The organism is Pseudomonas sp. MF6394 (assembly GCF_002018845.1).
Classification (GTDB): Bacteria; Pseudomonadota; Gammaproteobacteria; order Pseudomonadales; family Pseudomonadaceae; genus Aquipseudomonas; species Aquipseudomonas lactis.
The window spans coordinates 41,733-67,425 of sequence record NZ_MVOJ01000025.1 but is presented as its reverse complement, the minus strand read 5'-3'; the positions used below and the strand labels follow the sequence as shown (position 1 = coordinate 67,425).

Below are 25,693 nucleotides of genomic sequence, written 5' to 3'. Positions count from 1 at the left end.
GACTCCGGGTGACGGGATGGCGATAGTAACAAACAGAGGCGATCAGAACGGTGAATCCTGACCGACGTTTGCAGAAGGGCCTGGCCAAAACAGTATTCAACCAAGACCAAACGCTGCGCGACTGCTTAAACTGACTGGCGGGACATGGTAAAACAGGGCCCAGCCCCTTCACCGGAGACCGCCACCATGACAGCCAAACTTGAACAACCCGAGCAATTGAGGGTGGTCATGGGCGCAAACTTCTGCACCTTGAGCCAAATTGAGCAACTGACCAGCGCATGACCGCACTCTCCCCGCTTGGCCAACCCCGCACTCTGGTGTTCCTGACCTACCCGCACATGGGCCTGCTCGACCTGACCGGCGCGCAAACGGTGTTCTGGGCCGCGACCAAGGCCATGGCCGAGCGCGGTTTGCAAGGTTATGTGCTGCACAACGCCAGCCTGGCGGGCGGGCTGATGCCAACCGCCGAAGGCTTGAGCGTCGACACGGTGGCTTTGGCGCAGTTGGACCCAGCCGCCATCGACACTCTGGTGGTACCCGGCGCGCCCGCCATTGAGCAAGCCATGCTGGACAATACTGCGCTGGTGGACTGGTTGCGCAACGCCTCCGGTCAGGCGCGACGTACCGCCTCGGTGTGCAGCGGCACTTTTTTGCTGGCGCTGGCGGGCTTGCTGGAGGGGCGCCGCGCGGCAACGCATTGGGCAATGTGCGAGCTGCTCAAGCAACGCTTCCCGAGCATCGAGGTGGACGTGGACGCGATCTTCGTACAGCAAGGCCAGGTGTGGACCTCGGCGGGCGTCAGCGCCGGGATCGACCTGGCGCTCGCGCTGGTGGAGGCCGACTGCGGGCGCGAAGTGGCGCTGCAAGTGGCACGCGAACTGGTGGTGTTCCTCAAGCGCCCCGGTGGCCAGGCGCAGTTCAGCCAGGTGCTGCAAGCGCAAACCGCCGACAGCGCCGGCTTTGATGCGCTGCATGCCTGGATCAGCGACAACCTGCGCGACAGCGACCTCAGCGTCGAACGCCTGGCCGCGCAGAGCCATATGAGCCCACGCAATTTTGCCCGGGTCTATAAGCAAAAAACCGGTCGCACCCCGGCCAAGGCCATCGAACTGTTTCGCATGGAAGCGGCGCGCCGCATGCTTGAAGACTCCCAGCGCAGCATCGAGCAGATCGCCGGGCTGTGCGGGTTTGGCGACGAAGAACGCATGCGCTGCACCTTCCACCGCCACCTGGCCATCTCACCGCGCGACTACCGCGAGCGTTTTTCCCGCTAGGCCGATTGACCTGGCAGTCATCCAGGGTTATCTGTCCTTTCGGACAGACCCTGCTGCTTTTACAGTGATCCGGCAATGCCTTGCGGCTTACCTGGTCTCTGGAGCAACCCCATGAAACAACATATTCTGATCATCGGCGCCGGGTTTGGTGGCGTGTGGAGCGCCTTGAGCGCCGCTCGGCTGCTGGACAAGCACGAACGCAACGATGTGCGCATCAGCCTGCTCGCCCCCCAAGCGGAGCTGCGTATTCGCCCGCGGTTCTACGAGCCCGATGTGCATACCATGCTGGCCCCGCTTGATGCGCTGTTCGACGCTGTGGGCGTGACCTTTGTGCAAGGCGCCGCCGAAAGCATCGACGCCCCTAATAAGCAAGTGACCTATCGCAACGCGGCCGGCATCCCGGCCACCCTCAGCTACGACCGCCTGGTAGTGGCTGCCGGCAGCCGCTTGAACCGCCCAGACATGGACGGCATCGCGCACGTGTTCGATGTGGATCAGATCGAAGACGCCGCGCGCCTTGAGGCCCATATCAAGGCCCTCAAAAATCTGCCCGACAGTCGGGCCCGCAATACCGTGGTGGTGGCCGGCGGCGGCTTTACCGGTATCGAGACCGCCACCGAAATGCCGGCGCGCCTGCGGGAAGCGCTGGGTGAAACGGCCAACATCCGTGTGATCGTGGTAGACCGCGGGCCGCAGATTGCCGCGTCGATGGGCGATGGCATACGCCCCTCGATCATCGAAGCCAGCCAGGCACTGGGGCTTGAATGGGTACTGAACACCTCGGTCGCCTCGGTGGACGCCGGTGGCGTGACCCTGGCGGATGGGCAGCGGATTGAATCAAGCACCGTGATCTGGACCATCGGCTTTCGCGCCAACCCGCTGGCCGAACAGGTTGAGGGCACCCGCGATCCCCAGGGCCGCCTGCACGTGGACGCCACCCTCAAGGTCAAGGGCCAGGCTGCCATCTTCGCCGCTGGCGACGTGGCCTACGCCGCCACAGACGAGCTGGGCAACGTCGCTGCCATGTCCTGCCAGCACGCCATCGCCCTGGGCCGCTACGCCGGCAACAACGTCGCCGCCGATCTGATCGGCGTAGCCCCCATGGCCTACAGCCAACCCAAATACGTCACCTGCCTCGACCTCGGCGCCTGGGGCGCGGTGTACACCGAAGGCTGGGACCGTCAGCTCAAGCTGGTGGGCCAGGAAGCCAAGGAGCTCAAACAGCAGATCAATAGCGTGTGGATCTACCCACCGGCGGCGGATAGAGCGGTGGCGCTGGCAGCGGCCGATCCGTTGATTCCGGTGGCGTAGAACAGTCAGTCAAGCGAACGCAATGCTCAAGGCAGTGAAGATCAAATGTGGGAGCTGGCTTGCCTGCGAAAGCGGTCGTGCAGTAACAGACGCAGTGACTGACACTCCGCTTTCGCGAGCAAGCCCGCTCCCACAGTTTGATCGCGGCGTGTCAGGTGGGAATGTGTCGTTTGTCGGGCCGCCATCGCAGCATAGGTATCTACACAACTTTGTGGGCTGTAGCAGCAGACGGTAACCACGATGCGCAGCGAGTCGCTCTTGATCTGCTTTTGATCTTAGGCGCCCCGTCAAACCACGCTGGCCGGAATTCGACAGGGATTTGGGGGGTAAACCGGCAGGGATGCCGGTTTAGCCGCCCCGCGCCATGGATGGCGCGTGGCGGCGGCCCCCCAAATCACTGGCGGATTACGGGCACACCGAGCCCAGGCGAGGTGCCGAGTGGTGGGGCAAGAGCGTTTTGCTTACTTTTGCGCTTTTCAAAAGTGAGCCGCCGTCAGGGCGGAACCCTAGGTGGCCGTTACCGCAGGAATGGATATGTACTCAGTAGGACTGTGTCGGCTGTCAGGCCGCCATCGCAGCGATGCGGCGACCCGACAAGCCAGCTCCCACATATAGCCTGCAGTTATCCGTTGGATACGGGCCGATCAGCTTGGCGTCGGGGCACCACCCTGCCCAAACCGCCGAATCGCCAGGCAATACCCCACCAACGCCAACCCCGCCAGCAAACCGCCCGCCGCGCCGATCCAGGCGAAGCCGAAGTGGCTGCCGACCCAACTGCCCATCAACGCACCACCGCCGATGCCGATGTTGTAGATCCCGGAAAACATCGCCATGGCCACATCCGTGGCATCCGGTGCCAGCACCAGCACCTTGGACTGCATGGCCAGGCCAAACCCCATGATCGCCATGCCCCAGAAAATACTTAGCCCCACCAGGTAAGACTCGGCGCCGCTCAACGGCAGCATCAGCGCCAGGCACGCGGCGAGGATAGACACCGCGCCGATCACGAACAGGTGGGGGTTGAAGCGATGCACCAGGCTGAACAACAACGAGCCGATGATGCCAGCACCACCGAACACCAGCAGGATCAGGGTCACGGCACTGCCGCCCAGGCCGGCGACGCCTTCGACGAAAGGTTCGATGTAGCTGTAGGCGGTGAATTGGGCGGTGACGGTCATCGCCGTCAGCACGTACAGCGCCACCAGCGCCGGACGCTTGAACAATAGCGGCAGGCTGCGCAGGGAGCCGGAGTTCTGGCTGGGCAGCAACGGCAAGGTGCGCGCCAGCCAGAACACCAGCGCGGCGGCGAACGCGGCGATCACCAAAAAGGTAGTGCGCCAGCCCATGGCCTCGCCCAACAGACGGCCCAAGGGAATGCCCAACACCATCGCCAGGGATGTGCCGGTGGCCAGCAAGCCAAGGGCCTGCACCTGCTTGCCTTCTGGCGCCAGGCGTACGGCCAGTGAAGCCGTGATCGACCAGAACAACGCATGGGCCAGGGCGATGCCGACCCGACTGACCATCAGCAAGCCGAAGCTGGTGGCCACGCTGGAAAGAATATGGCTGGCGATAAACAGGCCGAACAGCACGATCAGCAATTTGCGCCGTTCGACGTTGCGGGTCAGCAGCATCACCGGCAACGAGGTCAGCGACACGATCCACGCATAAATGGTGAGCATCAGGCCGACGCTGGCCACGGGCATGTCAAAGCTGGCGCCGATGGCGCTGAGCAGCCCGACCGGGACGAATTCGGTGGTATTGAACACAAACGCGGCCAGCGCGAGGGCGATGACCGGTTGCCAGTTGGCTTGGGGGGTTGCGGCTGAAAGGCTCATTGACGGGCGCGGTACTCTGACGGTGATCAAACGGCCACCCAGGACAAGCGCCGCCGCCGAGCATTCTATAGGTTTCTCGCACCGCTGTTGCTGCGGATCGTCGCCCGACGACCTAAGGCGAAGTCATGGTAATGATGTAGTTGCCTGACTGGATGAGCTTACCGGCGCGGTCTACCAACACGTAACGCTGATCGTAATAGCGCCCCTCGCCGCTGTCCGCCACCAGCCGCACATGGGGTGCGTCGACACTGACCACCGGCGCGACACTGCGCACCTCGATTCGGCTGCCACGACTGGATTGGGCACAGCCGCGCAGTTCCATTACCGAACCGCTGCGCGCATTTGTCGCACACCCTGACTCGACAATGGCGCCGCTGAACCTGATGGTGCCCTGCCCCACGGTTTGTGCGGCGCCGCAGGTACTTGCCCACAGCCCCAGAAGGCCAGTCATTACCGCTACACGATGAACGTTCATGCCGACACTCCTTCTTGGGTTAGTTAAGAAGTAAGTCGTCGGCACGCCGGTTAACTTGAGCTTATTTACCCGCCAATGAGAGGTGCGTCACGGATCCACCTGCCCCATCAACTCAGGAATGCTCTCCGGCCGCTGGGCATAGCGTTGGGCCAACGCCGCACAAACCATCAACTGGATCTGGTGAAACAGCATCAACGGCAAAATCAACACCCCCATACTCGCCCCGGCAAACAGCACCTGCGCCATCGGCACGCCGGTCGCCAGGCTTTTCTTCGAGCCGCAGAACAGGATGGTGATGCGGTCCTCCTGATTAAAGCCAAACGCCTTGCCCAGCAGCGTAGACGCCACCAGCACCAGGGCCAGCAACACGCAGCAGGCCACCACCAAGCCGCCCAATTCCCACAGCGGGATCTGGTGCCAGATGCCTTCGTTGACAGCCTCGCTGAAAGCCCCGTAGACCACCAACAGAATCGAGCCCTGGTCGACGAATTTCAGCCAGGCTTTGTTACGCCCGACCCAGCCCCCAATCCAGCGGCTGGCGACTTGCCCGGCAATGAACGGCAGCAACAACTGCACGCTGATTTTGACAATTGCATCGACTGTGGAGCCGCCATCACCGTGTACGTTGAGCAGCAGCGCTACCAGCAGCGGCGTCAGGAAGATGCCGAACAGGCTGGACGCCGCCGCGCTGCAGATGGCCGCCGGGATGTTGCCGCGGGCCAGGGAGGTAAAGGCAATCGCCGATTGCACGGTGGCCGGCAAGGCGCAGAGGTAGAGCATGCCCATGTACAGCTCGGTGCCGATCAGCGGCGACAGCACTGGCTTGAGCGCCAGGCCCAGCAACGGAAACAGTACGAAGGTCAGGCTGAACACCAGTAAATGCAGGCGCCAGTGACCGGCACCGGCGACGATGGCCTTGCGCGACAGCTTGGCGCCGTGCAGGAAAAACAGCAGCGCGATGGCCAGGTTGGTGACCCAGCCGAACGCCACGGCGGTCTGGCCGCTGGCGGGCAGCAGTGAGGCGAGGATCACGGTGGCGATCAGGGTGAGGGTGAAGTTGTCGGGGAGAAACCGGGGCCGGGTCATAAGCAATTCTTCCAGGGGTTGCCAAGAGCGTCGCGACGACTCTAACGTAACCACCTGTTACCGACTAACGCCAATGAGCCAGTAAATGCCGCCTAAAGGACATGAAAAAGCCGTGCGCCGTAGTGTTCCTGGGCTTTCCAGCCTGCCTAGGCCGGTGTACGGGCGCACTGAATCCTTGCCCAATCGGGCGCTGACGCGACGCCACAGCCACCCGTGGGTGCAGTTGTCCTACGCGATTTCCGGGGTATTGGAGATCCAGACCAGCGTCGGCCGTTTCGTCGCGCCACCCCAGCGTGCGGTGTGGATCCCGGCCGGCATGCCCCATCGGGTGTTCAGTTCGCCCCTTACGGAAATGCGCAGTTTGTATCTTGATTGCAGCGTCACCGCCTGGGCCGCCGAGCGTTGCCAGGTGCTGGAGGTGAGCAGTTTGCTACGCGAGCTGATCCGCAACTTCAGCCAATTGCCGGTGGAATATACCGAGGACGGGGCGGACGGACGCCTGGCCCAGGTGCTGCTCGACCAGCTCGCCGCCGCGCCCCAGGTGGATTTGATGTTGCCGCTGCCTCACGACCCGCGGCTGCGGCAGATCTACCGCAGCCTCAACCTGCACCCCGAGCAACAGACCACGTTGGGCGAGTGGAGCCGCAAGCTGGGAGTCAGCGAAAAAACCCTCAGTCGGGTGTTCCTGAGTGACACCGGGCTGACATTGCGCGCGTGGCGCCAGCGCCTGCGCCTGTTAAGCGCCCTGCCCGCCCTGGAACAAGGCGAGCGGGTGACGGATGTGGCATTGGGGTGTGGCTATGAATCGACCTCAGCCTTTATCAACGCGTTTCGTCAGCAGTTTGATTCCACCCCCGGTGAATTCTTCCGCTGACCCTTTCCCACGATGCAAATAATCCCCAAACCCACGCTCGGCTGGTATTGTGCCGCGCTTTGAAACACAGCAACCGACTGCGAGGAAATGGACGTTGAACACTGACGAAAAAATGACCGGGGACCTGTTCGAGGTTGATAAGCGCCTGTCACTCAAGCCCGTGGTGGACTTCAACGCCTACCTGCGCAGCGCCTTCGGCGACGGCCCTTGCACCTGCGTGCGCTGCACGGCCAACGGCGGCGATGAAAGCGGCTACGAGTTCCAACACACCTTCACCTTCGAGGGTAAGCCCGTGCACCGCCGCTTCGCTTCGACGGCGGGTAGTGATGTGTTGATGGCGTTGAAAAAGGCCTGGTTGTCGTACACCAAGGCCGAGCTGCCGCTCAGTGGTGTGTTGGCGCTGGATACGGTGAAGGAATTCGTCGAGCCGCAACTGCACAAACGCCTGGCACCGCTGTTTGTGGCCAGTGGGCTGGTCAAGGATGTCGACGGCGAGTTGCGCATTCAGCCGCAAGCCGCAGCCTGACAGAGGCTAATGTGGGAAACACCACTTTCGAAGCAAAGAAGAACCATGTGGGAGCTGGCTTGCCTGCGAAAGCGGTAGCGCAGTAACAGATGCAGTGACTGCCACACCGTTATCGCAACATACAACTCTGTGGGCTGAAGGCGCAGTCGGTAACCACGATGCGAAGCGAGCCGCTCTTGATCTTGATCTGCTTGTGATCTTAGGCGCCCCGTCAAACCACGCGGGCGGATTACGGGCACACCGAGCCCAAGCGAGGTGCCGAGTGGTGGGGCAAGAGCGCTTTGCTTACTTTGGCCTGGGCCGCCTTCGCGAGCAAGCCCGCTCCCACAGTTGGATTGTGGGGTGTCAGGTAGATAGGTGTTGCTTGTCATGCCGTCTTCGCAGGCAAGCCAGCTCCCACATTGGTCCTGTATTGCCCACAGAATCAGCGCCTGGCACAGATCCCCTGTGGGAGCGGGCTTGCTCGCGAAGGCGGCGTGTCAGTCACTGAATATTCAACTGAACCACCGCTATCGCAGGCAAGCTCCCATATTTTCCCGGGTATTGGCCTAGAAACCGGGAACGCCTTGTACGCGCAACTCAGGCGTCAGTTCGTCCAGCGGCTCGGTCAGCGGCCGGTCGTTCCCACCCGGCAGCAGGATCACCTTACGGCATTCCTCCTCGGCTTTATCAAACAGCTCATACCCCCGCGCCGCCTGCTCCAGGGGCAGCCTGTGAGTGATGATCGCCTCCGGGTGCAGATGCCCCAGCTCGATATGCTCCAACAGCTCCGGTAAGAACCGCCGCACATGGGTCTGGCCCATCTTGAAGGTCAGGCCCTTGTCAAAGGCATCGCCAAACATAAAGCCATGGATAAACCCGGCATACACCCCGGCGACGCTGACCACTCCACCGCGGCGTACGGCAGCGATGCACTGGCGCAGGGCCTTGCCGCTGCTGCCCTCGATCTTCAGGGCCGTGAGCAGGGTTTCCGTGGTACTGCCCTTGGCCTCGAAACCCACCGCGTCCACCACGCCATCGACGCCGCGCATGCCGGCGGTCTGGCGGATGATGGTGTCAGCCGGGTCCTCGTCTTCTTCGAAGTTGATCGGGATCACGCCGTACATTTTCTGCGCATAGGCCAAACGATACGGATGGTCGTCGACCATGAAGATCTGCTCGGCGCCCAGCATCTGCGCGCACGCCGCACTGAGCAGGCCCACGGGCCCGGCACCATAAATCGCCACACTAGAGCCTTTGCCAATGCCGGCATTGGTCACTGCCTGCCAAGCGGTGGGCAGAATATCGGAGAGGAACAGCACCTTCTCATCCGCCAGGGTGCCGGGCACCTTGAACGGCCCGGTGTTGGCCTTGGGCACCCTCACCCACTCCGCCTGGCCGCCGGGAATGCCGCCATACAGGCGGCTGTAGCCAAACAGCGCGGCCCCCGGTGGGATGGCTTTTTTATTCAGGATCGCACCGCGCCCATCGTTGGTGGTTTCGCAGGCGGCGAATTGCTGGAGCTGGCAGAAAAAACAATCGCCACAGGCAATCACGAACGGAATCACCACACGGTCGCCGCGTTGCACCGCAGTGACGGCCGGGCCGGTTTCTTCGACGATGCCCATGAACTCATGGCCGAAGATATCGCCATGCTCCACGGTCGGGATCTTGCCACGGTACAAGTGCAGGTCCGAGCCACAGATTGCGGTGGCGGTGACCCGCAGAATGATGTCGTCGGGTTGTTCAATGATCGGATCGGGCACGGTATCCACCTGCACCTTGTGTGCGCCCTGGTAAGTCATCGCTCGCATGCTCTGCGCTCCTGCCGTTGAGGGGTTACTCATTAAGGGCGCAGCAGCCCCATCAGTGTTCCTTCGACGTAGAGCGACACCCGATCAATGGTCGCCGCGCGTCTGGGCCAACAGCAGATCGACTACCTGGCGCACGCTGGCAAGCGCATCGGCGCCGCTGGCCTGGGCCTGGGCGTGCCAACGCAACTGCTCGGTCGCGCTGTTGCCGCGTAGCAGCAAGGCATTCAAGGTATCGAACAACAGCGGCTCGCCCATGGCCTCTGCGGTGGCGGCAAACGTCTGTCGGGCACATTGCAGCCATTGCTCAGCGCTGCCCAGGGTGCCGGTGTCGTCCAGCGCAAAGGTACCAGCGGCTCCATACCGCTTGGCCTGCCAGCGATTCTCCTTGAGCAGCCAGCGCGCCTCGGCACTGAAACCAGCGCCAGGACGCTGCATCGCGCAGGCATAGGTGACCATCACTCGAAACAACGTGGCGAGGGCCAAGGCATCCGTCAGCCGTGGGCAGGCGTCGGTCATGCGCAGTTCTAGGGTGGGGTAACGCGCCGCCGGGCGAATGCCCCACCAGCCATTGCCATCGGCCTTGATCGCGCCGATGCGTTGCAACAGGGCCAGGTAGCGCAGGTACTCGGCCCAGTCGGTGAAGTGTTCTGGCACGCCCATGCGGGGCCACTCGTCGCAAGCGGCCTGGCGGTAGCTCATAAAGCCGCTGGGCGCGCCGTCCCAGAAGGGAGACGAGCAACTGAGCAGCAGCAACAACGGCAACCACGGCGACACCTGGTTCATCACCGCGATGCGGTCCAACGCCTGCGGCACCTGCACATGCACATGCAGCCCGCACAACACACTGCGCCGCGCTACGTATTGAATATCGTCGAACAGTTGCCGGAAATGCGCCTGATCGGTCGGCCGTTGCCCACGCCAATCGGCCAGCGGGTGGCTGCCGGCGCACACCACACCGAGGCCGAACTCAGCCAGGGATTGCGCCAGGTTGCCGCGTACTGCTCGGAAGTAGTTCTTCGCTTCGGCGCTGGAGGTGAACACCGGAGAGGCCGCCTCGATCTGGCCCTGGAACATCTCAAAGGAGAAGCCCGCGCCAATCGCTTCGCGGCAGGCCGCCAGCACCGCCGCAGACGGCTCGCCGACCATCTGACGGCTGTGCAGGTCGGTGATGAAGTATTCCTCTTCAATACCAAAGGTGAGCATCGGCATTCAGCGCAATCGGGTGACAGTCAGCGCGACCACGGCAATGCGCTCCACCTGCTCATAGCCTGGCTTTTCCAGTTCTTCACCAAAAACGTCCGGGTCCAGTTCGCGGTAGGTCCAGCCGTAGGCGTCGCTGCCCAGCAGCGGCTTGACCGCCTCCAGGAAGGGATCGCTGCCGGCCACCATCGCCACCCCGGTGTACAACAGCAGGCTCCCGCCCAGGGCCAGGCACCCAATGGACTCACTGACGATGCGCAGCGACAACTGCTCCCCCAGGGCGCCACCACCATGGCGATAGGCGCGCTGGCGGTCATCTTTCATGTACGGCGGGTTGGCGACGATCAGGTCGAACTCGCCCTCCACACTGGCCAGCACGTCACTGTGGTAAACGCTGAGGTTATTCAGCCCGGCCAGTTCGGCATTCACTGCCGTCATGCGCAGGGCACGGGGGTTGATATCCACCGCCAGCACCTGGGCGTCATGTCGGGCTTTAGCAATCACCAGCGCGCCGACACCGGCGCCACAGCCGATGTCCACGGCGCGCTTGAGGGGCTCGAAACGCTGTTGCAGGTAGGCTTCGATTACCTGGGCAAAGCGGTAGCTGTCGGGGCCGAAAAACACCGCGTCCGCCTGATCGGTGGGATAAGGCGAATGAGCGAACAACAGCTCATCGAGGCTCGACCAACGCACCGTGCTGCGCCATAGCGCGCCATGTTTTTCGATCACATCCGCTTGCTGCAACTCCTCACGCAAGGCCTCGGGCAACAGGCCTTGATCAAACGGCATCGACCACCCGAACACATCGCGCAGCGTCATTGCCAGGGGCGTCGCCAGCCGCCGATAGACACGCTCATGGGTCAAGGGCGTCGGCGTGATAAAGCGATAACCGCCCTCCTTCAACCCCCGGCCCAGGTTCAACAAGGCACGATCAGCCAGTTGTTGCGCAGACATAGGCACATTCCTTAGCGCAGGCGCGCACGCAGTTGGATAAAGCGGCGAGTGGCATACAGCCCGGCAGGCGTGCAATGACGGCGTGCCGACAGCCATGGGATCAGCGCATTGAGCTGTTGCACATCGGGCAGGTTGCACAACGACTCCGCCAGGGCCTGGGTATCAGGATCCGCGGGACGATGCTGCTCGCGGGAAAACCGGCTGCCGCGTCCCGGCCGCACCGGCGCCACGCGTTCGCTGGCCACCCACTCACCGGCGATCCAGTCATGGATCAACTGTTTTTCATAACCGCTGAACACACCAAACATTGCGGCGCCAGCACCCTCGATGAGTTGCCAGAAGCGGCTGTTGGCGGGGTCCTGGTTGTGCTGGATCCAGCCCTTGTCTTCCAGGGCCTTGAGGAACGCGCCGATCTGTCCAGGCTGGGCCAGCCACTGGTTGACGGTTTGGCCTTCGAAGCGGCAATAGTCCGAATGCATGTGCTGGCCGAAGGCGCGCTTGCGCTCGAGCATCGCCACCACTTGGTCCTGCAGGTTGAACTGTTTGATGACAGACGTGGTGCCCAGGCCCAGATCATTCAGACGGTAGCCTGCGGCCACCCGGCGATAGAAGCCTGCCTTGCCCTCACCCAGCGGCAACAGGTTCAGCACCGATTGCGCCGCCTTGCAGGCGTGGCCACTGCTGGCGTTGTCGATGGTGACATGCAGCGTGAAATAATAAGGGTCGATGCCCAACTCACTGAGTTCATAGGCGGTGATCAACAGGTGCAGCGGCAGTTGCTCGTAACCCAGGTTGAAGCCAATGACCTCCGGCAGGAACTCGTCGGCACACACACCCAGCGCCAGTTGCAGCGCGCCTTGCAGGTAATGGTCATCCTCAAGGCCGGCTTCGCTGTCGGCATCGTGTTCGCTGAGCAACTTGCGGTAGATCACCACATGGTTCTGCGCGGCTTCACCGTCGCCCAATTCTTCCAAGTAAGTGGTGAGCAGGCCGTCGAAGCGCTGGTCTTGCCAATAGCGCAGCAAGCCGTAGAGCCAGGCGCCGTCGACCTGTTTGGTCGGCGCCACGCACTGCAGGAAATACAACGCATGGGCCTTGTTCTGGAAATACCGCCGCGGCCCACCGTTTCGGCGCTGTTCCAGATAGTCGGCATAGGCCTGGGCCACCTCGGCGCAGCGCTGCTCTACCCAGGCCAGCAGCTGTTCGGGGGCCTCTGGCAAGTCGCAGTCGGTGGCTTCTACCAGGGCCAATTGATCCTGCAGGTATTCACGCGCCAATTCAGCGGCATCTTGGGTTTCGCCGTGCAGTTGTTGGTACACCCGTTGATGGCGGCCCTGGGCCGAGTCGGTGAGAGAGGCCGGCTGGCCTGACAGCGCTGTAAGGAGTGTCATGATGGCAGTTTCCGCAAAGTCCGTTACAACGGGCCTCCCACAAGGTGGCCCCGCAAGAGCGCTTGAAAAACATGCGCTTCTAAGATGCAGAACCTTGAGAGGTGCGGAAAATTCAGATGGGATTGTTAACCTGGAGACAAGCGGTCGCGGTGTTATTGCGATGGGGCATTGGGTCAATAGTCGTGCCCAACGCGATATGAGGGGAAATCAGGGATACTCCTGCCGAGCGTGCAACACGTTGACTATCTCGATGCGCTCTGCTGTTACTCGATACACCAGGACATAATTGGGGTGAACGACGACCTCCCGAGTGCCGGGCACGCGGCCGTTCGGATACAGGTAAGGATGCTCGGTCAGTGGCAGAGGCGCACCTTCAAGACGTGTCTTGATACGACGCGCAGCCCCAGGATTCTCTGCTGCAATGAAAGTAACGATGTCAATCAGGTCGCTGATAGCCTCATCAAGCCAAACGACACTCAACATCAGGCTTTGACCCTCTGCTTGCGTTCTGCTTCAAGAATAATCGCCTCAACCCTCGCCATGACTTCGTCATGGGGCACACCAGGTCCGGGGTTGGCCAGGCTTTTTTCTACTTTGGCGCGAAACCAAAGATCATGGCTACTTGCCTGCTCTTCAGTTTCAAATTCGGAAACAATTGGGGAAAGTGGAACACCCATGGGATGATCTCCTGTATGAATGCTCAGCAGTTTAGTCCCAAGCTAGCAGGCTGTCTCGGACCACCAGATGAAATGCAGGTGGCCCACCCACAAACAAAAAAACAACGGCACGCAAGCGTGCCGTTGTGTTCAGCTCATTCAGCGAAATTACTTACGTGCAGCCTCCCACTGCTTGAGCAGGTCGTTGTAGTTCACGGTTTCGCCCTTGGGCTTCTCGTTGGCCAGTTTCGGCTTCGGCGCGCCCGGCTGGTCGAACCAGTATTGCGCGTCACGCTCGGGGTTCATTTTCGGGCCGCACACCGGTTGCACCTTGGAGCGTTCCAGGCGCGTCATGATCGCATCCTGCTCCTTGGCCAGGTTGTCCAGCGCCTGTTGCGGGGTTTTCTCGCCGCTGGCCGCTGCGGCGATGTTGCTCCACCACAGTTGCGCCAGGCGCGGGTAGTCCGGCACGTTGGTGCCCGTCGGCGACCACTCGGTGCGCGCCGGGCTACGGTAGAACTCCACGAGGCCACCGAGTTTGGGCGCCATGTCGGTCATGGCCTGGGAGTTGATATCGGACTCACGAATCGGCGTCAGGCCAACGATGGTTTTCTTCAACGACACGGTTTTGGAGGTCACGAACTGCGCGTAGAGCCAGGCCGCGAGTTTCTGCTTTTCGGGGGTGGACTTGAGGAAGGTCCAGGAGCCTACGTCCTGATAGCCCTTCTTCATGCCTTTTTCCCAATACGGCCCGACTGGGGACGGCGCCATGCGCCACTTCGGCGTACCGTCGGCATTCACCACCGGCAGGCCCGGCTTGACCATGTCGGCGGTAAACGCGGTGTACCAGAAGATCTGCTGAGCAATGTTGCCCTGGGATGGCACCGGGCCGGATTCAGAGAAAGTCATCCCCGCCGCTTCCGGTGGCGCGTAGGCTTTCATCCAGTCCACGTATTTCTGCGTGGCGAATACCGCCGCCGGGCCGTTGGTGTCGCCGCCACGGGTGACGCTGGAGCCCACCGGGTGGCAGTCCTCCACACGAATGCCCCACTCGTCCACCGGCAGGCCGTTGGGCAAGCCCTTGTCGCCGCCGCCGGCCATGGAGAACCAGGCATCGGTGAAACGCCAGCCCAGGGACGGATCTTTCTTGCCGTAGTCCATGTGCCCATAAATGCGCTTGCCGTCGATTTCCTTGACGTCTTCGCTGAAGAACTTGGCGATGTCTTCATACGCCGACCAATTCACCGGCACGCCCAGGTCGTAGCCGTATTTCTCCTTGAACTTGGCCTTCAGCTCCGGCCGCTCGAACCAGTCGGCGCGGAACCAGTAGAGGTTGGCGAACTGCTGGTCGGGCAACTGGTAGATCTTGCCGTCCGGCGCGGTGGTGAACGACAGGCCGATGAAGTCCTTGAGGTCCAGGGTGGGCGAGGTGAAGTCCTTGCCTTCGTTGGCCATCAGGTCGGTGATGGATTCGGTCTTGCCATAGCGAAAGTGCGTACCGATCAAGTCGGAATCGTTGACCCAGCCGTCATAGATGTTCTTGTCGGATTGCATCTGGGTTTGCAGCTTCTCCACCACGTCGCCTTCCTGCAGCAGGTCGTGGGTCAGCTTGATGCCGGTGATTTCACTGAAGGCCTTGGCCAGCACCTTGGATTCGTACTCGTGGGTGGTGAGGGTTTCCGACACCACGTTGATCTTCATCCCACGGAACGGCTCCGACGCCTTGATAAACCACTTCAACTCCTCCAGCTGTTGGGCTTCGGTAAGGGTCGAGGGTTTGAACTCGCTGCCGATCCATTTTTTAGCGGCATCTTCATACGCATCGGCCCAGGCCGAAGCGCTCAAACCACTGAGGGCCAGTACGGCGGCCAATGAAATGCTATGTCGCAGCTTATTGTTTTTATTCAACATAGAGACCTCCAGGTTAGTTTCAAACGGGGCTATCGGCAATCACCTCCCTTGTAGAAGCGAGCTTGCTCGCGAAGAACGCAAAGACACCGCGGGCTACCAGGAGCACTGCGTTATCGTTGACGACTTTCGCGAGCAAGCTCGCTCCTACAGGGTTGCGCACAGCTAGCCCCAACGCATCACACTCAACAGCCATACCAGGGAGAGCGCGGACGCCACCCAGATGCTCCAGTCGGTAACGCCAATGACCAGCAAATGCAGGTAGGCGCTGCCGAGCAGACCGATAAACAAGCGATCGCCACGGGTGGTGCTGATCGGCAGCAAACCGCGCCGCGGGATGCTTGGCGAACGCAGTTCCCAAGTGGTCATGCCCGCCAGAATCAGGGCAATACCGCCAAAGAACAGCGCTGTGGGGGTGGTCCAGGCCATCCATTCCATCATCGACTCCTCTAGACCCGGCCCAGGGCAAAGCCCTTGGCCACGTGGTTGCGAACAAACCAGATCACCAGCATGCCCGGCAGGATGGTCAACACCCCCGCCGCTGCCAGCACGCCCCAATCAATGCCGGAGGCCGACACCGTACGGGTCATCACCGCTGCGATGGGCTTGGCGTTGACCGAGGTGAGCGTGCGCGCCAGCAGCAATTCGACCCAGGAAAACATGAAACAGAAAAACGCCGTGACGCCGATACCGGAGCCGATCAGCGGGATAAAAATCTTCACGAAGAACTTGGGAAAACTATAGCCGTCGATGTAGGCAGTTTCGTCGATTTCCTTGGGCACACCGGACATGAAGCCTTCCAGGATCCATACCGCCAAGGGCACGTTGAACAGGCAATGGGCCAGCGCCACGGCGATGTGCGTGTCGAACAGGCCAATGGATGAATACAGCTGGAAGAACGGCAGCAGGAACACTGCCGGGGGCGCCATACGGTTGGTGAGCAGCCAGAAGAACAGGTGCTTGTCACCCAGGAAGCGGTAGCGCGAGAACGCATAGGCCGCTGGCAGCGCCACGCTCAGGGAGATCACCGTGTTCAGGCTCACGTAGTACAGCGAGTTGAGGTAGCCGGTGTACCAGCTCGGGTCGGTGAAGATCACCTTGTAGTTGGCCAGGGTGAAATCCTGCGGAAACAGGGTCAGGCCGCCGAGGATTTCGGTGTTGCTCTTGAAGGACATGTTCAGCAGCCAGTAGATCGGCACCAGCAGGAACAGGATGTAAAGCAGTAATGGAATCAGCTTGCGTTTGCTCATGTTGGCGGCCTCAGCGGTTGGCGTCGGAATGGGTCATGGCGGTGTAGAACAGCCAGGACACCAACAGGATGATCAGGAAGTACACCAGGGAAAACGCCGCCGCCGGGCCCAGGTCGAATTGGCCGACGGCCATTTGAGTAAGCGTCTGGCTCAGGAAAGTGGTGGCATTACCCGGCCCGCCGCCGGTGAGCACGAAGGGTTCGGTGTAAATCATGAAGCTGTCCATGAAGCGCAGCATCACCGCAATCAGCAGCACGCTTTTCATCTTCGGCAACTGGATATGTCGGAACACAGCCCAGGCCGATGCACGATCAATCCGTGCGGCCTGGTAGTACACGTCCGGAATGGCCCTTAAACCTGAGTAGCACAGCAGCGCCACCAATGAGGTCCAGTGCCACACATCCATGACCAGCACGGTGACCCAGGCGTCCATGGTGTTGGCAGCATAGTTGTAGCTGACGCCCATGGCGTTGAGGGTCGAGCCCAGCAGGCCGATGTCGGCACGGCCAAAAATCTGCCAGATGGTGCCGACCACGTTCCACGGAATCAGCAACGGAATGGCGAGAATGATCAGCACCAGCGAGGACCAACGGCCCTTGGTGGGCATGGTCAGGGCGATGGCGATGCCCAGCGGGATCTCGATCAGCAGCACGCAGGCCGAGTAGATGAACTGGCGCAGCAGCGAATCGTGCAGGCGTGGGTCGAGCAGCACCTGCTTGTACCAGTCGGCCCCGACAAAATAGCGGCTGGACTGGTCGAAAATGTCCTGCACCGAATAGTTGACCACCGTCATCATCGGGATCACCGCACTGAACGCCACCAGCAAGAACACCGGCAACACCAGCCACCAGGCCTTGTTGTTCTGCACCTTGTTCATGGCGCCACCTCCAGCAGGTAATCGTCGGCGTAGAGCATCAGCCATTGCGCGGGGAAGCTGATGGAGGCCTTCCCTTCCGGCACCGGCTTGTCCTCGGCCAAGCGCACTTTTAGCGTGGCACCGTCGAGGTTGAGGGTCATGATCTTGTAGGTGCCGAGGTCTTCCACATGGACGACGTCGGCTTGCAGGGCGTCAGGGTTGTACTCGTCCCATACGTGGATAAATTCCGGACGAATGCCGACCTGGAGCTTTTTGTAGTCGGTGGTGTTGAGACGTTGCTGCAACGCTTCGGACAGCGGCAACAGGGTATTGGCGAACCCTACACCGCCAGCCTTGGCCTGCACCTCGATCAGATTCATCCCAGGGCTACCGATGAAGTAACCGACAAAGGTGTGGCTGGGCCGCTCGAACAATTCACGCGGCGTACCGAACTGCACGATCTGCCCGCCATACATCACCGCAATCTTGTCGGCGAAGGTGGAGGCTTCCAGTTGATCGTGGGTGACGTAGACCATGGTGATATTGAACTGCTCGTGAATCTGCTTGAGCTTGCGCCGCAGTTTCCACTTCAGGTGCGGGTCGATCACCGTCAGCGGCTCATCAAAGAGAATGGCCGACACGTCATCGCGCACCAGGCCACGGCCCATGGAGACTTTCTGTTTTTCGTCGGCGGTGAGGTTGCGGGCTTTTTTGCTGAGCAGGTTTTGCAGGTCGAGGACTTCGGCGATCTCCTGCACCTTGCTATGGATTTTCGCTTCGGCCATGCCCTGGTTACGCAGCGGGAACGCCAGGTTGTCGAACACCGTCATGGTGTCGTACACCACCGGAAACTGGAACACCTGGGCGATATTGCGTTTTTCCGGGGTCAAGTCGTTGACCACTTGGGTATCGAACAGTACCTGACCTTCGGACGGGCTGAGCAGCCCGGAGATGATATTGAGCAGCGTGGACTTGCCGCAGCCCGACGGCCCGAGCAAGGCGTAGGCACCGCCCTGCTCCCACACATGGTTCATTTCCCGGATGGCGTAGTCTTCTGGCCCTATGGGCGTAGGGCTGTAGCTATGGGCCAGGTTGCGCAAATGGATCTCGGCCATCAGGCAACCCTCGCGACACGGCGCCCGGGGGCCTGGACCAAGCGGCCCTGACCATCGAACACAAACAGTTTATGGGTGGGGATATACACGCGGATCGGCGCGTCCACGTCGTACTCATGCACCCCCGGCAGGTGCAGTACTAACAGAAAGTGCTCACTGCGCACATGCAGGAAAGTTTCCGAGCCGCTGATCTCCGCGACTTCCACGGTCACCGCCAGCTCCAGGTCATCGTCATTGCTCGGCACCAGGCTGATATGGCTTGGGCGCACGCCAAAGCGGAATTCGCCTTCGCCGATGGGGCGCAGGTCAACGTTGAGTGGGAAATGCACGAAATTGGCGAAGCTCACTTCGTTGCCGCTGATGCGCCCTGGCATCAGGTTGATCGGCGGCTCGGAGAACAGCTCAGCGGCGAGCACGGTCTGCGGCTGGTGGTAGACCTCGGCAGCCTTGCCGCTCTGGATCACCCGGCCCTCGTGAAGAATCGTGGTGGTGCCACCCAGGGCCAAAGCCTCGTTGGGCTCGGTGGTGGCATATATCGCGATGGTGTGGCGCGCCTTGAACAGTTCGCGCATTTCCTGGCGCAGTTCTTCGCGCAGTTTGTAGTCCAGGTTGACCAGCGGTTCATCGAACAGAATCAGTTCGGCGTCTTTCACCAGGGCGCGGGCCATGGCGGTGCGTTGCTGCTGGCCACCGGACAGCTCCAGGGGGTGGCGCTGCAGGAATTTCTCGATGCGCAGCATCTTGGCGGTTTCCAGCACCTTGCTCTGGATCACCTCATTGGAGACACCGGCCTGGCGCAACGGTGAGGCGATGTTCTCGAACACGGTCATGGTCGGGTAGTTGATGAACTGCTGGTAGACCATCGACACATTGCGCAGGCGCACCGGCTTTTGCGTGACGTCCACGCCGTTCATCAGGATGCGACCGCTGTCGGGTTTGTCCAGGCCGGCCATCAGGCGCATCAGGCTGGTCTTGCCCGACAGGGTGCGACCGAGCAGGACGTTGAAAGAACCGGCTTCGAACCGCAGGTTGGCGTCGTCGATCCAGGTTTGGCCGTCGACAACGCGGGAGACATGTTCCAGGGTCAATGACATGACACGACCTTTTTTATTATTGGAATGAATCTGGTCCGTTGTCAGAGCGAGTTTCGTGCCAAAACCGCAAGCGCTTGATGTGCAAGGAAATGGGTGAATCATGATGTTCAGGAGTGAACAATCCGGCTGAACAACTGAACACTGCCGGGGTTGACAATGAACAGTTGTGAACAACACTCTCATAACCAACACAGACTAAATGTGGGAGCGGGCTTGCTCGCGAATGCGGTGGGTCAGTCAATCATCGGTCGACTGATACACCGCATTCGCGAGCAAGCCCGCTCCCACAGTTTGAATCGGTTTCTTCAGTTAGATATGCAAAAACAATAACAATAAAAATGAAGGTCGCACGATGGCCGAACCCTTGACCCACGACACCCTTATCCAGGAATCCTGGCGCCGTTGCCGCGCCTATGGCCTGGACCACCAGAGCGCCCCCAGCTTTGACCAACTGCCCGCCGAAGGCATTCGCCAACTGCTGGAAAGCCAGCACTCCCTGGTACAGACCACCCACCAGGAAGTATTGCCCTACTACGAAAACATCCTCAGCAATTCCAATTGCCTGATCATGCTGGCCGACAACCAGGGCCAGGTGCTGACCTCGTGGGGTACCCAGCGGTTTATCGAACCCACGCTGGCCCGTGGCTTCAGCCCCGGCGCCAGTTGGATGGAACGCGCCAGCGGCACCAATGCCATCGGCACCGCGCTGGCCTGTGCCCAGGCCGTGCATATTGAACACGATGAACACTTCCTCAAGGCCAACCGCTTCATGACCGGCTCCGCAGCGCCGATTTTCGACGCCCAGCGCGAAATCATCGCCGTGCTGGATGTGTCCAGCGACAGTTACCTGCCACCCTCCCACACTCTGGGCATGGTCAAGATGATGAGCCAGACCGTGGAAAACCGGCTGATCCTCAACCTGTTTCGCGGCGAACACTTCCAACTGACCTTCAACACCGGCTTGAGCAACCTCGACAGCCAATGGGCCGGCCTGCTGATCTTTGATGAAAGCGGCCAGGTGCTGTCGGCCAACCGGCGTGCGGATAACCTGCTGGGCATCAGCCTGTCACGGGTGATGATCGACAGCCTGTTCAAGGTCTCGCTGCTGGAGTTGCTCAACCAACCGGAAGGGCTGCCCTTCGCCTTGCAAGCGGCGGGACGCAATCGGTTCCAGTGCCTGTTGAAGCGGCCCAAGCAGATGCCGGTGCAGGCCCGGGTGTTCAGCCAACCGCCGCCGCCAGCACCGACCTCGATCAACCTCCAGACCCTGCATTTTGGCGATGTGCGCGTGGAAAAAGCCGTGCGCCAGGCCGAGCGCCTGCTGGAAAAAGACATTCCGTTGTTGATTCACGGCGAGACCGGCGTGGGCAAAGAGGTGTTCGTCAAAGCCCTGCACCAGGCCAGTTCCCGCAGCCGACAGGCGTTGATCGCGGTGAACTGTGCGGCGATCCCCGCAGAGCTGGTGGAATCGGAACTGTTCGGCTACGAAAAAGGCGCCTTCACCGGTGCCAACCAGAAAGGCAGCATCGGCCTGATCCGCAAGGCGGACAAGGGCACGCTGTTTCTCGACGAGATCGGCGATATGCCGCTGCCGACCCAGGCCCGCCTGTTACGGGTGCTGCAAGAACGCTGTGTGCAACCGGTGGGCAGCAGCGAAGTGTTCCCGGTGGATTTGCGCATCATCTCGGCGACCAACCGCGCCTTGCGCGAGCTGGTGCAGGCCGGACGCTTTCGCGAAGACCTGTACTACCGCATCGGCGGCCTGACCCTGGAATTGCCGCCGTTGCGCGAGCGTACCGACAAGCAGGCGCTGTTCCAGCAACTGTGGCAGCAACACCGCGAACCGACTCAATGGGCCGGGCTGAGTGCCGAGGTGCTGAAGTTATTCGAGCAACACCCGTGGCCAGGGAATTTACGCCAGGTGAGCAGCGTGTTGCAGGTGGCGTTGGCGATGGCCGAAGAGCAGCCGATCCGCGCAGAGCACCTGCCCGATGATTTTTTCGTGGATTTGCAGGCGACGGTGCCGCAGTCCAAACCCGAACACCTGGATGAACGCCTTGACCTGAACCAGCGCCTGGAAGCCGTGGGCGGAAATATTTCCCACCTGGCGCGGGAGCTGGGGGTGAGTCGCAACACCCTGTACAAGCGCCTGCGCCAGCACGAAGGCTGATTTAACGCCAACTCCAGGAAACGCCGGTGTAGATGCCCCGCCCATCCGCAGGGGTGTAGCGCGCCGCATCCATGCCTTTGTCGTCGTAGCCCGGCGTGACGGTGTTGGCGTAGCGGCGGTTGGTGAGGTTGCGCAGGTCGACCCAGGCTTGCCAGTCCTGCTTGGGCGCGTCGTAGCCGAAGGTGGCGCCGAGGGTGGTGTAGGCCGCCGCGTAGTAGGAGTTGGCGTAGTCCACCGCTACCCGTGAGGCGTGCTCGGTGTTGAGGCTGGTGTAGAAACCCGTCGGGTGGCTGTAGCGCAATTGCGCCTGGTAGTAGTGCTTGGGAATGCCGGGCAAGGTGTTGTCGCCGAAACGGTCGTCGTCGCGGTAATGGAAGTCGCTGAAGGTGTAGGCCTGGCGCAGGTCGAGCTTACCGCTGCGGCCGCCGTCCCACAGCGGGCTGAGCAGGCTCAACTCCACACCCTGATGCACGGTGGGGCTAGCGTTGGACTCGGCGATGATCGCGCTACTGTTGGCGGTTTGGGCCTGGGTTTCCACGGAGAGCAGCTCGTGGCGAACCTCAGAACGATAGAGCGCCAGGTCCCATTGGCCAAGCCAGGCTTCGCCGCGCCCGCCGATTTCCAGGGTGGTAGCGGTCTGATTACGCAGCTTCACGCCTTCGCGCTGTAACCCCGTGGCTGCCCCACTGCCCTTGCCGAAATATTTGTTCGACCCCCAGATCATCGACCATGCGTGCGGTGGCTCTACCGAGCGGCTCAGGTTGCCGTAAATCTGCAGCTGCGGGGTGAAGTCGTAACGCAGGCCAATGCGCGGCGCGTAACCCCAATCATGCTGACTGATCGGCGCCTGGCCGTCGGGATACGTGACCTGGGTTTCGCGGCGCGTATAGATCGCGGCAAGGCCGGTGGTCAGCCACAGATCCTCCACCAGTTCCAGCTCATTGCCTACATGCAGCACGGTATCGGAACCCAGGTAGCTGTAGTCGCGGGTCTTGGTGCCGGGGGGATAAATGGCGGTATTGTTTGCAGGAATGCGAACATATTCCGACGCGCCATTGTTCGGCATCGCCTGGGTGGTACGCAGGCCGAGCGTGGTGGTGCTGGCGTGGCCGAACAGGCTGTCCTGGCGGATGTAATTCAGGGTGCCGCTGATATCGGTGTAAGCGACTTTGAGGCGGTTGGTGCCTTCGCGCAGGTCCATGGGGTAATCGTGATAGGCCAGCCCGACCTCGACCCGTGAATTATCGTCCAACCGCAAGGTGGTCTTGTTGGCAATCCAGGTAGAGCCCGGTTGCAGGCGCTTTGAATCGCGGGCGGCATTGAGGCTGTTGGCGGCACGCGGATCATGGCTGATCTGGTCACGCGTGAGCCTGCCGGGAGAATCGTTGGTGGTTTCGCGATAACGCAAATAGAAGCGCGTTTCCAGGTCCGGGTTAAAGCGATAGCCGAAATTGGCAGCGATGCCCTTACCGCTGCCGGCGCTCTGGTGCTGATAACCGTCGGACTCCGAATCGGTGAGGCTGATGTAATAGTCGGCGTCCCCCAGCACTTGCCCGGAACTGACTTCGCGCTGGGCATAGCCGCGACTGCCGACCTCATAGCGCACTTGCAGCTTGGGCGCGTCCAAGCCGGTGCGGGTGACGTAATTGACCGCGCCTCCCAAGGCCAACGCGCCCTGATCGAACCCGTTGGCGCCACGCAGCACCTCTACCCGGCTTTGCCACAGCGGGTCCTTCAGCTCATAAGGCGTACCACCTGGGCCGGTAAGCGGCAGACCGTCGAACATTTCATACAGGCCGGAGGCGTGGGCACCGGGGGCGCGGTTCAGGCCCGAGCCACGAATGGATACCTTCACCCCTTCGTTATTGGCCGCCTTGGCGTACACACCGGCCTGATATTTGAAAACGTCTTCGTTACTGCTGACCCGCCCCTGTTGCACGCTGTCCATATCGATGTAATTGGTGCCGCCGGGCACGCTCTTGAGCTGCGCCTGGGCGATTTCTGCGGCGCTGGCCTCAGCCGTGGTGACTTCAACCGGCGCCAATTGCAGGCCTTCGGCCTGTACCAGCGAACTGAGGGTCAAGGCGGCAAAAATAAACGGGGGGTGGCGCAGCAGCATTGGGGGCAGGTCCTTGGAATCCGGGAACGTGCCAGGCCAAGCCCACCACGCGAACAGTGATGGGAAGGCAGGCACGCCCCTCAGGTCACTCCTTAATGACGGACAAGGACGATTTAAAAACAGCGGCGAACCCGGTGGCAGGTTCAGCCATCGGGCGCCGACAATGCCCGCAGCAGATCATCTGCATCCGACCCCGGCGCAAAGCGAAAGCCATACATTTCGTCAGTGGCGAGAATCTCCCCCAAGGTGTCGCGCAACTGGGCTTCCGTGGGCGAGTCACGCAATAACTTATGCGCCGGCAGCAACAACTCGGCAGACACGCCCTGGGCCGTCGCGGCGTCGATCACCGCATAGAGGATAAACCGCAAGCGTATTTCGCGATCCGTGGGCCAAACCGTTTTTCGTTTACCCAAGGGAGGGCCTCGTGTTTAAGAAAAATCCGAGGCTATTGCCCGCAGGCAAGCGTTTCAAGCCGCGAGAGGCAAGATAGGCCGCTTCCTACAGCGGAAAGGGAAACACCGCACCGATTGGTCGATGCGATGGGCCTTATTGCACCGGCAGGAAATTCATCAGCAACAGGCTTTGTGCGTAATTGAGGCCAATGCGCCGGTAGCGCTCATCGAGGATTTGGGTAAGCAGGTCCAAACGCGCGACGATCTTGCCGAACTCAACGGCAAAACTGAGGTTACTGCCCTCCTCCGATATTTCATTGGAAAACAACAGCAACACGCCGTTGGCATCCTGACGCTGGCTGAGCAACCAGGTGGCCTTTTCGATATTGCGCGCGGCATTGCTGACAAACTGCGGGTTGATCGAGTCGGTCACATAAAACTGCGTGCGCCCGCCGTGAGCGGTCACGAGCATGCTGCCAATCGCATAGATGAACGCGCCGACGCGGTCGCCGCGAAAGTCGGGGCTCAGGGAATAGCTCAGGGCAGCCAGGTCACGCCGGTCACCCAGTGCGGGCAAGGGTTGGCGATTTTCGATGGCCTGGCGGATTTGCCGGGCGGCGGTCACCGCATCCGGGTAGCCCGATTGACGCCACTGGTTGGGGTTGCGCAGGTAGAGCTTGCTCATCAGCAAGTAGAGGCTTTGCAGGTTGTCACGCATGCCCAGGGTGGCCATGCGGTCGACGCTAGTCTGGAAGAATTCATCGGGCTTGCCATCGCTGAACTGCCTGGCGATATCGCGGCCCTGTTGCTGGCTGCAACCTGTTGCGCAGAGCGCAAAAACCGCGGCAAGCAGCAGCGGCCATCGGGAGGTGGAAACAGTTGACGTTCGATCCATCGGCACCGGGTCTGATTCTGTTGGCCACCCGTGTGAGTCGGGTGGCTGGGACAGGGTAGATCAGCAGAATGGAAAAAAGTGCAGTGGTGCGGGCCAGATAAGCATCGGACTACAGATGCTGATCTGACCCGGCACTTGATTCCCCGGGGTGCTAGAGCACTACCGTCGCAAGCATCCCCAAGGCGCCCAGGCAGAACCCGATCAACGCGCCGCGCCCTGGTGCTTCATGAAACAGCGCCCAGACCACCACAGGCTCCAGAAGCAATAACGAAGTGACCGAGACTACCGTGACAATCCAGATATCACCGACAACCATATACCCCAGCCAATAGGCACCCAGCAGGCACAGCCCTGCAAAACACATCAAGACCACAGGAAGTACAAAGACCTCCCAGGAACCACTGCCGGTCTGGGCCAACTTGGCGGTCACCACCTCACTGTAGATTGCACAAAACTCACCGACCACCATCAACCCTAGAGCAAAAACTCCGAGTAGTTCTTTGGACATATCAAAAACTC

Annotated in this window: 24 protein-coding genes; 5 read left to right on the top strand and 19 right to left on the bottom strand. The window is 61.1% G+C overall.

Features of this window, described 5'->3' with window-relative positions; all coding sequences use genetic code 11:
* The first annotated feature begins 278 nt into the window (after window positions 1-278).
* A complete protein-coding gene (locus MF6394_RS22900; RefSeq protein ID WP_044274543.1) occupies window positions 279-1,274 on the top strand; it encodes a GlxA family transcriptional regulator in 996 nt (331 codons plus the stop codon).
* Window positions 1,275-1,385: 111 nt separating this feature from the next.
* On the top strand, window positions 1,386-2,585 hold the full coding sequence (locus MF6394_RS22895) for an NAD(P)/FAD-dependent oxidoreductase (protein WP_078467626.1): 1,200 nt from the start codon (window positions 1,386-1,388) through the stop codon (window positions 2,583-2,585).
* Window positions 2,586-3,229: 644 nt separating this feature from the next.
* Here MF6394_RS22895 and MF6394_RS22885 read toward each other — a convergent pair.
* From MF6394_RS22885 to MF6394_RS22875, 3 genes are all read right to left on the bottom strand, one after another.
* Window positions 3,230-4,420: a sugar transporter gene (locus MF6394_RS22885; RefSeq protein ID WP_078467624.1), complete on the bottom strand. Its 1,191-nt coding sequence runs from the start codon at window positions 4,418-4,420 to the stop codon at window positions 3,230-3,232.
* 112 nt (window positions 4,421-4,532) lie between these two features.
* Window positions 4,533-4,895, bottom strand: a complete 363-nt coding sequence (locus MF6394_RS22880; protein ID WP_044273987.1) for a type 1 fimbrial protein — start codon at window positions 4,893-4,895, stop codon at window positions 4,533-4,535.
* 87 nt (window positions 4,896-4,982) lie between these two features.
* Complete coding sequence (locus tag MF6394_RS22875) at window positions 4,983-5,981, bottom strand: bile acid:sodium symporter family protein (RefSeq protein ID WP_078467623.1); 999 nt, start codon at window positions 5,979-5,981, stop codon at window positions 4,983-4,985.
* 85 nt (window positions 5,982-6,066) lie between these two features.
* Here MF6394_RS22875 and MF6394_RS22870 point away from each other — a divergent pair, with 85 nt between their 5' ends.
* Window positions 6,067-6,855, top strand: a complete 789-nt coding sequence (locus tag MF6394_RS22870; protein ID WP_078467622.1) for an AraC family transcriptional regulator — start codon at window positions 6,067-6,069, stop codon at window positions 6,853-6,855.
* A 94-nt stretch (window positions 6,856-6,949) separates the two neighbouring features.
* Window positions 6,950-7,381 carry a hypothetical protein gene (locus tag MF6394_RS22865; protein WP_034134520.1) on the top strand — a complete coding sequence of 144 codons (432 nt, stop codon included), beginning with the start codon at window positions 6,950-6,952 and terminating at the stop codon, window positions 7,379-7,381.
* A gap of 548 nt (window positions 7,382-7,929) precedes the next feature.
* Here MF6394_RS22865 and MF6394_RS22855 read toward each other — a convergent pair.
* The 12 genes from MF6394_RS22855 to MF6394_RS22800 form a co-directional block, all read right to left on the bottom strand.
* On the bottom strand, window positions 7,930-9,174 hold the full coding sequence (locus tag MF6394_RS22855; protein WP_078467621.1) for a zinc-dependent alcohol dehydrogenase: 1,245 nt from the start codon (window positions 9,172-9,174) through the stop codon (window positions 7,930-7,932).
* A gap of 84 nt (window positions 9,175-9,258) precedes the next feature.
* Window positions 9,259-10,377: a carboxylate-amine ligase gene (locus MF6394_RS22850; protein ID WP_078467641.1), complete on the bottom strand. Its 1,119-nt coding sequence runs from the start codon at window positions 10,375-10,377 to the stop codon at window positions 9,259-9,261.
* Between the two features lie 6 nt (window positions 10,378-10,383).
* Window positions 10,384-11,328 carry a N5-glutamine methyltransferase family protein gene (locus MF6394_RS22845; protein WP_078467620.1) on the bottom strand — a complete coding sequence of 315 codons (945 nt, stop codon included), beginning with the start codon at window positions 11,326-11,328 and terminating at the stop codon, window positions 10,384-10,386.
* 11 nt (window positions 11,329-11,339) lie between these two features.
* Entirely contained in the window at window positions 11,340-12,719 is a 1,380-nt protein-coding gene (locus MF6394_RS22840) for an iron-containing redox enzyme family protein (protein ID WP_078467619.1), read from the bottom strand.
* A 207-nt stretch (window positions 12,720-12,926) separates the two neighbouring features.
* Entirely contained in the window at window positions 12,927-13,202 is a 276-nt protein-coding gene (locus MF6394_RS22835) for a type II toxin-antitoxin system RelE/ParE family toxin (protein ID WP_044273978.1), read from the bottom strand.
* Window positions 13,202-13,396: a type II toxin-antitoxin system RelB family antitoxin gene (gene relB, locus MF6394_RS22830; protein ID WP_044273976.1), complete on the bottom strand. Its 195-nt coding sequence runs from the start codon at window positions 13,394-13,396 to the stop codon at window positions 13,202-13,204. The genes MF6394_RS22835 and relB overlap by 1 nt, the downstream gene beginning before the upstream one ends.
* 147 nt (window positions 13,397-13,543) lie before the next feature.
* Window positions 13,544-15,286 carry an ABC transporter substrate-binding protein gene (locus tag MF6394_RS22825; protein ID WP_003192009.1) on the bottom strand — a complete coding sequence of 581 codons (1,743 nt, stop codon included), beginning with the start codon at window positions 15,284-15,286 and terminating at the stop codon, window positions 13,544-13,546.
* 162 nt (window positions 15,287-15,448) lie between these two features.
* Entirely contained in the window at window positions 15,449-15,721 is a 273-nt protein-coding gene (locus MF6394_RS22820) for a DUF2160 domain-containing protein (RefSeq protein ID WP_014718862.1), read from the bottom strand.
* A gap of 11 nt (window positions 15,722-15,732) precedes the next feature.
* Window positions 15,733-16,533, bottom strand: coding sequence for a carbohydrate ABC transporter permease (locus MF6394_RS22815; protein ID WP_044273973.1), 801 nt, complete (start codon window positions 16,531-16,533; stop codon window positions 15,733-15,735).
* Window positions 16,534-16,543: 10 nt separating this feature from the next.
* The gene (locus MF6394_RS22810) at window positions 16,544-17,410 is read right to left on the bottom strand and encodes a carbohydrate ABC transporter permease (RefSeq protein WP_069558228.1); all 867 of its coding nucleotides are present in this window, start codon (window positions 17,408-17,410) and stop codon (window positions 16,544-16,546) included.
* Window positions 17,407-18,504 (bottom strand): ABC transporter ATP-binding protein, encoded by a 1,098-nt coding sequence (locus MF6394_RS22805; protein ID WP_069558229.1) that lies wholly within the window; start codon window positions 18,502-18,504, stop codon window positions 17,407-17,409. Before MF6394_RS22805 ends, MF6394_RS22810 begins: the two co-directional genes overlap by 4 nt.
* The gene (locus MF6394_RS22800; RefSeq protein WP_032896727.1) at window positions 18,504-19,598 is read right to left on the bottom strand and encodes an ABC transporter ATP-binding protein; all 1,095 of its coding nucleotides are present in this window, start codon (window positions 19,596-19,598) and stop codon (window positions 18,504-18,506) included. The genes MF6394_RS22805 and MF6394_RS22800 overlap by 1 nt, the downstream gene beginning before the upstream one ends.
* A 352-nt stretch (window positions 19,599-19,950) precedes the next feature.
* Between MF6394_RS22800 and MF6394_RS22795 the strand changes: the two genes are divergently transcribed.
* Window positions 19,951-21,768, top strand: coding sequence for a sigma-54-dependent Fis family transcriptional regulator (locus MF6394_RS22795; RefSeq protein WP_078467618.1), 1,818 nt, complete (start codon window positions 19,951-19,953; stop codon window positions 21,766-21,768).
* A gap of 1 nt (window position 21,769) precedes the next feature.
* On the opposite strand, the gene MF6394_RS22790 is transcribed toward MF6394_RS22795, so the two are convergent.
* The 4 genes from MF6394_RS22790 to MF6394_RS22775 form a co-directional block, all read right to left on the bottom strand.
* Window positions 21,770-23,887 (bottom strand): TonB-dependent receptor family protein, encoded by a 2,118-nt coding sequence (locus MF6394_RS22790; RefSeq protein ID WP_078467617.1) that lies wholly within the window; start codon window positions 23,885-23,887, stop codon window positions 21,770-21,772.
* A 143-nt stretch (window positions 23,888-24,030) separates the two neighbouring features.
* On the bottom strand, window positions 24,031-24,300 hold the full coding sequence (locus tag MF6394_RS22785; protein WP_044273968.1) for a hypothetical protein: 270 nt from the start codon (window positions 24,298-24,300) through the stop codon (window positions 24,031-24,033).
* A 133-nt stretch (window positions 24,301-24,433) separates the two neighbouring features.
* Window positions 24,434-25,174, bottom strand: coding sequence for a hypothetical protein (locus MF6394_RS22780; RefSeq protein ID WP_069558231.1), 741 nt, complete (start codon window positions 25,172-25,174; stop codon window positions 24,434-24,436).
* Window positions 25,175-25,325: 151 nt separating this feature from the next.
* Complete coding sequence (locus tag MF6394_RS22775; RefSeq protein WP_069558232.1) at window positions 25,326-25,643, bottom strand: hypothetical protein; 318 nt, start codon at window positions 25,641-25,643, stop codon at window positions 25,326-25,328.
* Window positions 25,644-25,693: the final 50 nt, after the last annotated feature.